This is a genomic window from Spirosoma sp. KCTC 42546, assembly GCF_006965485.1.
Lineage (GTDB): Bacteria > Bacteroidota > Bacteroidia > Cytophagales > Spirosomataceae > Spirosoma.
On the sequence record NZ_CP041360.1, the window covers coordinates 2,778,012 to 2,790,930 of the forward strand.

7 protein-coding genes are annotated in these 12,919 nt (G+C 48.3%); 2 read left to right on the top strand and 5 right to left on the bottom strand.

Annotated elements, in window-relative coordinates; all coding sequences use genetic code 11:
* Window positions 1-8 precede the first annotated feature (8 nt).
* The 3 genes from EXU85_RS11115 to EXU85_RS11125 all read right to left on the bottom strand — a co-directional run bounded on the left by EXU85_RS11115 (window position 9) and on the right by EXU85_RS11125 (window position 5,474).
* Window positions 9-782: a hypothetical protein gene (locus EXU85_RS11115; protein WP_142772149.1), complete on the bottom strand. Its 774-nt coding sequence runs from the start codon at window positions 780-782 to the stop codon at window positions 9-11.
* A gap of 335 nt (window positions 783-1,117) precedes the next feature.
* Complete coding sequence (locus EXU85_RS11120) at window positions 1,118-4,228, bottom strand: efflux RND transporter permease subunit (RefSeq protein ID WP_142772150.1); 3,111 nt, start codon at window positions 4,226-4,228, stop codon at window positions 1,118-1,120.
* Window positions 4,229-4,334: 106 nt separating this feature from the next.
* Entirely contained in the window at window positions 4,335-5,474 is a 1,140-nt protein-coding gene (locus EXU85_RS11125) for an efflux RND transporter periplasmic adaptor subunit (protein ID WP_142772151.1), read from the bottom strand.
* Window positions 5,475-5,945: 471 nt separating this feature from the next.
* Here EXU85_RS11125 and EXU85_RS11130 point away from each other — a divergent pair, with 471 nt between their 5' ends.
* A complete protein-coding gene (locus EXU85_RS11130; RefSeq protein ID WP_142772152.1) occupies window positions 5,946-8,105 on the top strand; it encodes a hypothetical protein in 2,160 nt (719 codons plus the stop codon).
* Between the two features lie 7 nt (window positions 8,106-8,112).
* On the opposite strand, the gene EXU85_RS11135 is transcribed toward EXU85_RS11130, so the two are convergent.
* Together EXU85_RS11135 and EXU85_RS11140 are read right to left on the bottom strand one after the other, a co-directional pair.
* Window positions 8,113-8,742, bottom strand: coding sequence for a CoA pyrophosphatase (locus EXU85_RS11135; protein ID WP_142772153.1), 630 nt, complete (start codon window positions 8,740-8,742; stop codon window positions 8,113-8,115).
* 103 nt (window positions 8,743-8,845) lie between these two features.
* Window positions 8,846-10,429 (bottom strand): NAD(P)/FAD-dependent oxidoreductase, encoded by a 1,584-nt coding sequence (locus tag EXU85_RS11140; RefSeq protein WP_142772154.1) that lies wholly within the window; start codon window positions 10,427-10,429, stop codon window positions 8,846-8,848.
* Between the two features lie 288 nt (window positions 10,430-10,717).
* On the opposite strand from EXU85_RS11140, the gene EXU85_RS11145 reads away from it, so the two are divergent.
* Window positions 10,718-12,685, top strand: a complete 1,968-nt coding sequence (locus EXU85_RS11145) for a DUF4350 domain-containing protein (protein ID WP_142772155.1) — start codon at window positions 10,718-10,720, stop codon at window positions 12,683-12,685.
* Window positions 12,686-12,919: the final 234 nt, after the last annotated feature.

The window sequence follows — 12,919 nt, forward strand, 5'->3', positions numbered from 1 at the left end:
TTGCCTAGTCAAGTTGAGGAATCGCGTGGTATAAGTAATAAACCAATAAACAGAACCATAATGCTAATAAAGCCAATAACTGCTAAGCCAAAGGCTTCGTACGCAAATAGAATTGCTAGTAAAGCAACTGTTCCATAAAAGACCACACCCAAGCGCCATTGAAAACTATTTTCCCCATCTTTCCAGCGTAGAAATAGATATAGAACCAATAACAACACACCAATATTTAAAGCAGTCGTTTGAATAATATTCTTTTGCAGCCTATTAGCAGCTTCTTCATGCGCTCTTTTCAACTGTTGCACAGCCGCTTTTGCTGAATCCGCTTTCGCTGTGGTCAAACTGAATAGCTGTTCCTGTAGGTTGGCTAATTGGCTATCTATATGGCTTATTTCTATTGCTTGAAATTGGACTTGCTTTTTTGCTGCTACATATTGATCTTTTATTATAGTAGTAAGTGGAGTGGGTTGGATTGGCTGGCCACGAGATAGCCATGGCTCTTTTGCTTCCAAGGCAACTAAATTTATTTCTGTCTCAAATTGCTGCGTCTCTTTTTTCTGGCGTATTTGCTTGTATTGGTTGATTTTACTTTCTACCCGTTCAATCTGTATTTGTTGTATGAAGCGTTTTTTCTTATCAATATAGTCCTCTGCCTTTGGCGTAGAGCTAGATTTTTTTTGATAGTATTCCTTAGTGAACTTATATAAACTGACTCCCGCTAAAACCATGGTAAGGATTACAATAGCTTCAATCCAGCGAAGAGAAGTAGTACTAGGAGTAGCCATTTAAAGTAGAAATAATATCGAATTGATTGGTCGTATAATTTAATTAAGATAACGTAGAGAGATAATTTAGACGTTGTCATGCCCTCAATGCTGTATGTGCAAAGACAAGGTGCCTGATTAATTAGGCGAATATTCTGCATAATTATAATAAATATTGGTATTTTACTATAATTATTTAATTAGGTCCATAAAATTTGTAAGTGAAAAGGTGTCAAAGATCACTAAGTGATGCCCAGATTAATCAGAGAGTCTTTATGTATCTATTAGATGACAAACAAAAAGAGCCACTATGACGTCATAGTAGCTCTTTTTGTTTGTTCTTGATAACCTCATTCCTAAGCGGGTACGCCCACCTGCTTAGGCTTCATCGTATTGTCTGTTTGTGGCTCGTCCGGTGTTACATCCTTCCTGCGGCTCAGATAAGTATAAATAACGGGTACAACATAGAGTGTCAAAATGAGGGAGAATATTAATCCGCCCACAATCACAATACCCAGCGGAACCCGACTTTTCGATGCCGACCCTAAAGCCATGGCTAGTGGTAAAGCCCCAAAGGCAGCTACGAGCGTAGTCATTAGAATTGGACGAAGCCGCATGGCTGCCGATTGGGCTGCCGCTTCAAATTTATTCTTACCCTCCAATCGCTGTTCGTTGGCGAACTCTACAATCAGAATGCCATTTTTTGTAACTAAGCCCACTAGCATGATGATACCAATCTGACTGAAAATATTCAACGTCTGGTTAAACATCCACAGAGAGAATACGGCTCCGGCGAGGGCTAGCGGTACGGTAATCATAATAATAAGCGGATCGATAAACGAATCGAACTGGGCGGCCAATACCAGATAAACCAGAATCAGGGCCAGACCAAAAGCGAACAGCGTGTTAGACGAGCTTTCAGCAAAATCGCGTGAAGGGCCGGAAAGTGCTGTCTGGAAGCTTTGGTCGAGGGTTCGAGCGGCAATAGCCCGCATAGCCTCAACGCCGTCGCCAACCGTTTTGCCTGGAGCCAAATTGGCCGACACCGTAGCTGATTTGAATCGGTTAAAGTGATACACCTGCGGTGGACTACTCACCTCCTGGAATTTCACCAGATTGTCTAGCTGAATTAACTGACCTTGATTCGAACGGACATAGAACGAAGCTAAATCAACAGGGGAGTCACGATCGGCCCGGTCTACCTGCCCGATTACCTGATACTGTTTCCCATTCATCAAGAAGTAGGCCAGGCGACGATTACTCAAGGCTAGCTGGAGCGTCTGGGCTACGTCTTGTACTGAGATGCCAAGATTGGTCGCTTTCTCGCGGTCGATACTAATGTTCAGCTCGGGCTTGTTGAATTTCAAGTCCGTATCAGGATTCACGAATGTAGGATCTTTCTGAACCTCCTCCAGAAATACGGGTAGCTTCTCCCGTAGTTTCTCAAAATTCAGATTCTGAATCACGAATTGAACGGGCTGTCCACCCCCTCGGCCTACCTGAATCGTTTGATCCTGATTGGGAAACATACGGGCTTCATTGAACCTTCTAAGGTTTTTGGTCAGTAAGTCAACAATGTCCTGCTGCGACCGTTTGCGTTCGGAAGGGTCAACCATGTTTACCATCACGAAGGAGGAGTTAACCGCCCCCGCTCCCGAAAAACCAGGTGCTACCACACTAAATGCCAAACGGGTTTCAGGTATGGAGTCGAGCACAAACTGCATAACCCGGTCGGTCATGGCAGACTGCGCTTCAAAACTGGTGCCTTCGGGCGAGGTGATCGAAATACGCGTACGGCCCCGGTCTTCCAGCGGAGCCAGCTCAGATTTAAGCATTGACCCTAATCCGAAAATCAGTGCTAAACAGGCAACAATCATGACGAATGCCCAACCGCGCTTCCGCATGAAACCCGTAAGCGACTCCCGGTATGAATCATCGAGCCAGTTAAAAAACGGTTCGGTTTTTCGGTAGAACCAGGACTGGCCGTGATCTTTACTGGTTAGTTTTACGCTCAGTACCGGCGTTAGTGTGAGTGATACAAAGGCTGAAATCAGTACGGCTCCAGCAACAACAATCCCAAATTCTCGGAACAATCGACCCACGAAACCTTGCAGGAAGATGATCGGCAGGAACACGATAGCCAGGGTAATAGAGGTAGAAATTACCGCGAAGAAAATCTCGTTGGAGCCTTCTCGTGCGGCCTCCTCGGTATCCATTCCCTGCTCGATCTTCTTGAAGATATTCTCCGTTACCACAATACCATCATCCACCACGAGCCCCGTAGCCAGAACGATTCCAAGCAGCGTCAGTACGTTGATACTGAAGTCGGCCAGGTACATGATGAAAAACGCACCGATAAGCGATACCGGAATGTCTATCAGGGGGCGGAACGCAATGAGCCAGTCGCGGAAGAAGAAGTAAATGACCAATACGACCAGTACGAACGAGATAAGCAGGGTTTCACCTACTTCCTCAATGGCTCGCCGAATGAAAATACTCCGGTCGGTACCAATGCTGACAATAATGTCGCTGGGGAGATCTTTCTTTAGCTGTTCGAAGCGTTTGTTGAATTCATCAGCAATGCTGACATAGTTGGCACCCGGCTGCGGAATCAACGCCAGAATTACACCGACCGCGCCATTTTGTTTCGAAATTGTTTCTTCGTTTTCGGCCCCAAGCGTTGCATAACCAACATCTTTAAACCGAACAATCTGATTGCTCGTCTGACGCAGAATCAGATTGTTGAAATCGTCTTCCGTAGTCAGCCTGCCTACCGCTTTTACGGTCAGTTCTGTATTGTTGCCATATACTTTTCCGCCGGGTAGTTCTACATTTTGCGCCGTTAGTGCAGCCTGAATATCCTGTGACGTTAGCCGGTAGGCAGATAATTTGATGGGATCAATCCATAAACGCATAGCCTGACGTTTGAGACCATAAATATTGGCCTGACTAACGCCGGGAATGGTTTGTAACCGTTCCTGAAGTACATTCTCGGCATAGTCCGACAATTGTGTCGGATTGCGCGTAGTACTCTGAACTGTCATGAAAATGATTGGATCGGAGTTAGCATCCGCCTTTGTTACCACAGGTGGTGCATCAATATCTTGCGGTAATTGCCGTTGAGCCTGGGCAACTTTATCGCGTACGTCGTTAGCCGCCTGTTCCAGGTTGGCATCCAGGTTAAATTCAACGGTGATCGTACTGGCACCCAGGGCGCTGTTCGAGGAAATCGTCCGAATGCCTTCGATGCTGTTCAGCGATTTTTCGATAGGCTCGGTAATCTGCGATTCGACGATTTCGGGGTTAGCCCCTGTATAGTTCGTGCGTACGGAGATCACCGGCGGGTCAATAGCCGGGTATTCGCGAACACCCAGGAATGTGAAGCCGATAACGCCGAACAACACAATAACGATGGACATCACCATCGCAAAAACAGGTCGGTTCAGACTAAGTTCGGGAAGACTCATGTTTGTTGAGTTTGCTTTTCAGTTTACGGTTTGAGGTATATGGTTGGCTACTACAGAAAGAACGTCAAACCGTACATGTCAAACCTCAAACAATATCAGTTACTTGCTACATTCGGGCACTATTCGATAGTGTGATAACCTTACTCACCTTAACGGGCGAATCGGGTTTCAGAAACAACAGACCTGTAGTTGCAACGGTATCGCCTACCTGTAAGCCCGACAAAATCTGGATTGTGCCAGCCGTACGGAGCCCCGTTGTAACATCTTTAAACACTGCTTTGCCATTTTTCACAAGCACCACCTGATTCGTGCGGGTTTGCGGAATAACGGCCTGGGTCGGAACCACTAGACTTTGGTTATTCTGAATCGTAAGCGTGACACGAGCAAACGTACCCGGCCGAAAACGGGCCGACGTATTATTAACACGCGCCCGAATGCGAAGGTTACGGGTTTGTTCTTCCACCCCCGGCTCAATGGCGTAGACGACTCCCTGGCTCGGCTCTTTGCTTCCATCCACTAAAAACGAAATCTGGCTGCCATTGTGTACAGCCTGCCCATATTTTTCAGGAATTGAAAAGTCGAGTTTAAGCGACGATATCTGTTGTAGTCGCGCGATGAGTGTACTTGGCGATACAACCGCTCCTGAACTCACATTACGTAAACCAATAACACCCGAGAACGGAGCCCGGATTTCGGTTCGTTGTAGGTTGGCTTTTACCAGTTCGATGTCAGCCAACGACGACCGTAAATTGGTCGTCACAATGTCATATTCCTGTTGGCTTATACCACCCCGAGCCAGTAATTGTTTGTTACGTTCCTCAGTACGCTGGGCATTGTCGGCCTGCGCCTGAAGTTTTAACAACTGCGCCCGCAAGTCGGCGTCGAAGAGCTTAACTAATAACGCACCTTTTGTTACCGGCTGACCTTCATGGATATTCAATTGTGTAATCCGGGCCGAAATTTCAGGATAGATGTCAACCTGTTCCGAAGCCAGCAACGAGCCACTGGATACAATATCTTCCTGAAGACGTTTCGATATGACCACAAAGCCATTGATGTTGGCGGGACTCCCACTACCACCGGGGCCACCTTTACCGCCAGGGCCTCCTTTGGCATCAGCTCCACCTTTACCGCCACCTCCGGGTCCACCGCCAGCGGCTCCGGGAGCAGGATGTAATACTTTATTGTAGTAAATGATCCCGCCGAGTACAGCCGCAACGAGAATGAGAGCAATCCATCTTTTCACAGGGTAATAATTTGCAAGAGAAAACTTAATTTTTAACGGTTAAATGTCCGCGAAGGTTCTTAAACTGCAAAGCTATTAACGTTGACGACTTTATCAACCGTAGCTATCTGAAAGTGAGTGGTTTTTTGTAGAATATATAGAAGCTTATATAACGCTGATTTGCCCGTAAAAATCCTTATTCATGTACGAGTTACTCAGCCGATTTGCTTGCACTAAACAACCATTGATTGCTAGTAATGAACAAGATAAGGGGTTGTTGGTGTAAGAAATTAACCTGTATTTCTAATAGCACCATTCAGGAAGTACTTAGTTTACTTAGTACTTCCTGGCTAGAAAAAAAGTATTGCCCTACAAAATCTGCTTCTGGCATTTGTTGAGCAACGAAACTGAAGTCTAAAATCAGGTAAGTAAGTAATGATTTGGGAAGTAGTAGTTTATTGGGTTCTTTGCCAGGGTAATCACGTTTGTTGTATGATTAATCGGTTCTTTTTACTGAGTGTTGTTATCGTGGCGACGAGCCTTACCACTCGACCAATCCTTCACAACACTAATCCTCCAGCGCGCATTGACCGAAAAGCGCTGGTTAGTCGGCATAACGTTATCGTTACCCGATTCGATTCAATGCAGTCTTTATCGGTCGGGAATGGTGAATTTGCCGTTACGGTCGACCCAACGGGCTTACAAACGTTTCCTGATGTTTATCAGCAGGGTGTTTCGCTTGGCACCCAGTCGCAATGGGGTTGGCACAGCTTTCCAAATACGCAACAGTATCGTCTTGACGAGGTTTACAAAGAGTATCAGGCGCATGGGCGCGGTGTGTCCTATACGTATTCGTATGCAGCACCTGAGCGAAAAAAAGCTGCATCCGATTGGTTTCGGGAAAACCCGCATCGACTACATTTGGGTCAAATCGGTTTTGGATTGACGAAAGCCGATGGTTCGATGGTGAAACCTCAGGATTTGCGGAACATCCGGCAGGAACTGGACTTGTGGACGGGCGAGATTCGCAGCCATTTTGAGTTGGATGGCCAGCCGGTAGATGTAATTACGGTGGGCCATCAGAGCCAGGACCAACTAGCTGTGCAAGTACGCTCTCCTTTGGTTAAAACCGGACGAATCACCATTACACTTCGCTTTCCGTATGGTTCTGGTGATTGGGAGAATGCGAGTGACTGGACCAAACCCCAGCGCCATAGCTCACGTCTTGAATACACAACCGGGCGTGGTGCGCTCATCGAACGAACGCTCGATACCACACGCTACTCGGTTAGCCTTGGCTGGAGCGAAAGGGCCTCACTGATGCAGCCCGAAAAGCACCATTTTGTTGTAAAACCAATGGGGAAGGGCGATTCATTTTCGATGAGCTGCCGGTTTTCGAACCGAACGATCAAGCAGGCACCGGCAACCTTTGAGGCTACCTTAGCCAATAGCCGCCAAAGCTGGGAGCAGTTCTGGTTATCGGGTGGCGCAGTCGACTTGTCGGGTAGTACCGATAAGCGTGCGGCTGAGTTGGAACGGCGGATTGTGTTATCGCAATACCTGACCAAACTGCAATGTGCTGGCTCCGCACCACCGCAGGAAACGGGGCTTACCTATAACAGCTGGTATGGAAAGCCCCACCTCGAAATGCACTGGTGGCATGCGGCCCATTTTGCGCAGTGGAACCGGATCGATTTGCTGGAGAAAAGTCTTGGCTGGTATAAATCGATCCGGGCAAAAGCACAGGCTATTGCCACCCGGCAAGGGTTTAAAGGGGTTCGATGGCCTAAAATGGTTGATCAGGATGGCAACGAAAGTCCGTCGACCATTGCGCCGTTTTTGATCTGGCAACAACCGCATTTTCTGTATTTTGCGGAGTTGTGTTATCGCCACCATCATAACCGGGCAGTTCTGGACAACTACAAAGATCTTGTTTTCGAAACGGCCGATTTCATGGCGTCTTACGCCTACTTCGATCCCGTAAAAAAGACCTACATTTTGGGGCCAGGCTTGATTCCAGCGCAGGAACGATTCAAAGCGGAAACGACCATGAACCCAACCTACGAGCTTGCCTATTGGCGTTGGGGGCTGACCATAGCGCAACAGTGGCGACAGCGGCTGGGATTGCCCCGAAATCAACAGTGGGACGATGTACTGGCAAAACTCTCGCCCTTGCCTGTGCAGGACGGCCTATACCTGGCTGCCGAAAGTGCTCCCGATTCGTACACATTCCAGCCGTACATGACCGACCATCCGGCTGTATTGGGAACGTATGGCTTTCTGCCCGCATCCTCCCAGCTCGACCTGCCAACCATGCAGCGTACCTTCGATAAGATCATGAAAGTCTGGCATTGGGAGGAAACCTGGGGATGGGATTACCCGCTGGTTACCATGACAGCTGCGCGCTTAGGGAAACCTAAAGATGCCGTTGATGTGCTGCTGATGAAGGTAACAAAAAACACATATCTGCCTAATGGGCATAATTATCAACGTAATAACCTCCGGATTTACCTGCCTGGAAACGGAGGGTTATTAATGGCAGTTTCCATGATGTGTGCTGGTTGGGATGGCTACAAGGGCGATCCAAATCCCGGTTTTCCTAAAGACGGTAGCTGGAATGTAAAGTGGGAGGGGCTAGCGCCAATGCCATAAAGACTAATTAAGCGTCCAGTATTACCAACAACTCGCTGATCATCATGGCTGTGGCTCCCCAAACCCGGTAGCCTTGAATCTGATAAAAGGGGGCGTCTATTAGCATCCCTCGGACTTCAATCTGGCTATCACCAACGATAGTTTCGTCGACAAGTGTTTCCAGGTCTACCTCTACAACGGCTTCGACTTCGCGTGGGTCGGGGTAAAAGTCTGGACGGTAGGGGAGAATGCCGACGACGGGCTGTACATAAAAATTACTTGGGGGAATAAATAACTCCGTCAGCAGCCCCAGTACTTTCACATCCGATACCCTGATCCCCACTTCCTCCTGAGCTTCCCGCAGGGCTGTGCGCGTCAGGTTTTCGTCAATCCGTTCCATGCGTCCACCCGGAAACGCCATCTGGCCAGCATGAACACCATCGTATTGAGGGCGAAGAATGAGGGGTAAATAAATCGAGTTCTGGTACGGATAAAAACAAATCAACACCGCCGACCGACGTGTTCGCTCATTGGGCTTAACACCCTGCCGATACCGAGCTGCTGATGCCATTTTCTGGTGGGCAGGTTCGCCTGGAAGCGGCTTTTGCAGCCGCTTTCTCAGATCTTCGGTAAAGCTATTAAACGACGTGTCGATCATTATTGGTTTGAGGTTTGAGGTACATTGTATTCGGTTTACGGTGGGCTGGCGTAAGACTTGCTGCCACTGCTTCACCGTGAGCCAAATACTGTAAACTGTAAACCTATTTATACATCTTAACTAATTCCTCTGCACATCGTTCACCATCCATGGCGGCCGATACAATACCGCCTGCGTAACCGGCACCCTCGCCACATGGAAATAACCGCTTCACCTCCACATGCTCGCAGGTTTCCCGATCACGCGGAATACGAACGGGCGATGACGTTCGACTTTCGACACCAATGATTTGGCCATCGTTGCTGAGGTAACCGCGCATCTTTTTGCCAAAATCGCGCAGGCCCTGTCGCAACGGTTGAGCAATATGATCGGGCAGCACATCCACCATATCGACCGATGCCAGACCCGGCTGGTAGGAGGTAGGCAGTAACTCATTCGAGACGCGGCCATCCACAAAGTCGACAATGCGTTGCGCGGGTGCCGTCTGAGAATGTTCTGCTGCCGTTAGATTCCCCATCGTACAGGCCCAGCGTTCCAAATCCTGTTGTAAAGCTAAACCCGCTAAGGGACCTTCATCAGCATAAGGCCGTAAATCCTCATCAGCGATAGCTACGACCAGCCCCGAATTAGCGTACTGCGAATCGCGACGGGACGGCGACATGCCATTGACAACCAGCTCACCAGGCGCGGTTGCCGCCGGAACGATAAAGCCACCCGGACACATACAAAACGAAAATACGCCCCGTTCTACCCCTTTAAACCGGGTTTGGGTAACAAGACTATAGGAAGCCGCCGGTAAGTAATCACCCCGATCGGGCCGATGGTATTGAAACTGATCGATCAACGACTGCTGATGCTCAATGCGAACGCCCATAGCAAACGGCTTCGCTTCGATACGAACGTTTCGGTCGTGTAACAGATAAAAAATATCGCGAGCCGAGTGCCCCGTTGCCAGAATAACCCCAATGCCCGTTACGGTTTCTCCATTCGCGAGAACAACACCTTTTAATTCATGATCAGTCAGAATTAGGTCGGTCACCTTGGTGTCGAACCGAACTTCGCCCCCGGCTTGCAGGATGCTTTCGCGGAGATCGGCGACAACATTCGGGAGTTTATTCGTGCCAATGTGTGGGTGCGCATCGACCAGAATCTGCTCAGTTGCTCCGTGTGCAACGAAGATTTCCAGAATACGCCTAACATCGCCCCGTTTGGTGGATCGGGTATAGAGCTTGCCGTCGGAATAGGTACCTGCTCCACCTTCTCCAAAGCAATAGTTCGATTCAGGATTAACAATATGGTCTTTGTTGATGGCTGCCAGATCGCGTCGGCGGGTGCGTACATCGCTGCCCCGTTCGAGCACAATGGGCTTAATGCCTAGTTCAATTAATCGAAGGGCGGCAAATAATCCGGCTGGTCCGGCACCTACCACAATCGCTTGTGGGGCACGGCTTACGTCAGTTTGTGGTTTTTTGTATTGAATGAGTTGGGGAGGAGCTTCACCGGCAAATACATCAGCTTCCACCTGCACTCGTACCTGTCGGTTGCGGGCATCGATGGACTGTCGACGTTTCCGAACGACAACGTCTTCTGTATCAGGTAAATCAAGCTGTGCCAATACCTGATTCCGAAAAGCCTGTTCATTCAGGGCTAACTCGGGTGGTAAAGCAAGCGAAAGTTGATGAATCATGGTAAAATGGACTGTTCTACCAGCCGTCATGGCTATCGGGCAGAACAATAGGCGAAAGTACTTAAAATTGCTCCATTGGTAACAGGGGTAGGCTGATTTGGGTTCTTTTCGATTAGTTGAAAATTTATTGGCCAGGAAAAGAGTATAGGTTTAGTCTGGCTATCTATTTCCTTTATTACGATAAGAGGCCGACTGTTTAGACGATCGCTTTGAACGGTAACCCACTAAAACGCTACGTAACGTAGGCTACATACTTAACCCACTATTAATAGTATTAAAAAAGACAACATGACAACAAAAGGAAGCTTCTTAGGCGTTTTGCTGTTATTCAGCCAATGTTTGCTGGCGCAGACGCCCTGGTCTCAGCGCATGGTTGCCTCTATCATGGCCAGTAACCCCGACTCCATTTCGTATAAACGAGAAGATGGTACCAAAGGCGTTGCTCATTGGGAATATGAAACGGGCGTTCTGTTAGAGGGGGTTAAGCAGGTATGGTACCGCACCGCCGACGATCGCTATTTCAACTACATCCAGAAACAAATGGACCGGTACGTAACTGCCGATGGCGACATTCGTACCTACCGACTGGAGGACTATAACCTAGATTTCATTACGCCCGGCCGGTCGCTGTTATTGCTTGCTCAGCAGTCTTTACCGGGTAAGGAAAAATATCGGAAAGCCGCCGATCTGCTGCACAAGCAACTGATGCAACAGCCCCGCACCAAAGAGGGGGGCTTCTGGCATAAAAAACGGTACCCCTACCAAATGTGGCTCGATGGCCTGTACATGGCGGAGCCATTCGCTGTCGAATACAACTCGTTATACGGAGATACGAAACATTATGACGAGGTTATCAATGAGTTTGTATGGATGGAAAAACACGCCCGCGACGAGAAAACGGGCCTTATCTATCACGGTTGGGACGAAAGTCGGGAGCAGAAATGGGCTAATCCCAAAACGGGCAACTCGCCTAATTTCTGGAGTCGTGCTATGGGTTGGTACGCTATGGCGCTGGTCGATGTGCTGGATTATATTCCGCAGTCGAATCCACGTCGGGGCGAGTTGGTGGCTATTCTGCAACGGTTTATGCCCGCTCTGGTGAAGTACCAGGACCCCAAATCGGGCTGCTGGTATCAGGTAACCGACCGCATGGGCGACAAAGGGAACTACCTTGAAGCGTCGGGTTCAGCCATGTTTGTGTATGCATTGGCAAAGGGTGTTCGGATGGGGTATCTGCCTGCTTCGATGATGGCTACCGCCCACAAAGGTTATGATGGTATGCTAAAAACCTTCATTTCAACCGATGCGAAAGGCTTGATTCACCTAGAAAAAACCGTTGTTGTTGGCGGACTGGGTGGCACGCCTTACCGCGATGGTAGTTACGAGTATTACCTGAGCGAACCCATCCGTCAGGATGATTTGAAAGGCGTAGGTCCGTTTATTATGGCCAGCGTTGAAATGGAGATAGCTGCCGAAAACGGCCTTGGTAAAGGGAAAACAGTTGCCGTCGATAACTACTTTAACCATGAATCCCGGAAGGGCTATACCCATACTGATGGATCGGTTGAGCAGGAGCCATTTCACTATACCTGGGATGACCGTCAGCATTCAGGGTTTTTCTGGTGGAAGACTATTTTTAACAATCTGGGAGCTAAAACGACGACGATAGAAGGTGCGCCCACGTCGACTTCGTTGAAAGGTGCCGATGTGTACATCATCGTTGACCCCGATACACCTAAAGAAACGCCAAAGCCTAACTACGTGAGCGAGGCCGATATCAATGCCATCGCCAATTGGGTGCAAGCCGGTGGTACACTCGTGCTGATGGCCAACGATACCTCAAACTGTGAGCACAAGCACTTTAACCAACTGGCAGCCCGATTTGGGATGCAGTTCCTTCCTAAAAATCGGAACATGGTACAGGGTGATCATTTTGAGCAGGGCAAAATTAGTATACCGGCTGGTAACGCAATCTTCCCGAAAACCAGAACGGTTTATATTAAAGAATTATCGCCCCTTGATGTCAAGGCTCCTGCTAAAGCTGCTGTAACCGACGCAGGTGATGTAATTATGGGCGTTGCCAAAGTAGGGAAAGGAACCGTTTTCGCTGTAGGCGATCCCTGGTTATATAATGAGTATGTAGACGGGCGTAAAATTCCGGCGATCTACCAAAATTTCCAGGCCGCTAAAGACTTGGCAACCTGGTTGTTACGTCAGGGGGCGTCGGCTGCAAGTTCTGCTTCGAGTAAGCAGTAGTTAATTTTCAGCCCACGGTTTATTGGGTTGACGTAATTAACCGATGAAAAGTCCATCTATCAGCCCACAGCTAATTGACTTGAAGAAATTAACCGCTGTTTTGCTAGTCTTCAAACCCCCATCCCCTGAACTTCAGTGGGTTGGGGGTTTTGAAAGCCCAAAAAGGCAAGTTTTATTTAGGCGGTTATTTGATTCACATCAATAAACTGTGGGCAAACATAAAACATACGCAAA

Coding starts and splice junctions, on each gene's coding strand:
- EXU85_RS11115 (WP_142772149.1), bottom strand. CDS start 782: ATGGCTACTCCTAGTACTACTTCTCTTCGCTGGATTGAAGCTATTGTA.
- EXU85_RS11120 (WP_142772150.1), bottom strand. CDS start 4,228: ATGAGTCTTCCCGAACTTAGTCTGAACCGACCTGTTTTTGCGATGGTG.
- EXU85_RS11130 (WP_142772152.1), top strand. CDS start 5,946: ATGATTAATCGGTTCTTTTTACTGAGTGTTGTTATCGTGGCGACGAGC.
- EXU85_RS11135 (WP_142772153.1), bottom strand. CDS start 8,742: ATGATCGACACGTCGTTTAATAGCTTTACCGAAGATCTGAGAAAGCGG.
- EXU85_RS11140 (WP_142772154.1), bottom strand. CDS start 10,429: ATGATTCATCAACTTTCGCTTGCTTTACCACCCGAGTTAGCCCTGAAT.
- EXU85_RS11145 (WP_142772155.1), top strand. CDS start 10,718: ATGACAACAAAAGGAAGCTTCTTAGGCGTTTTGCTGTTATTCAGCCAA.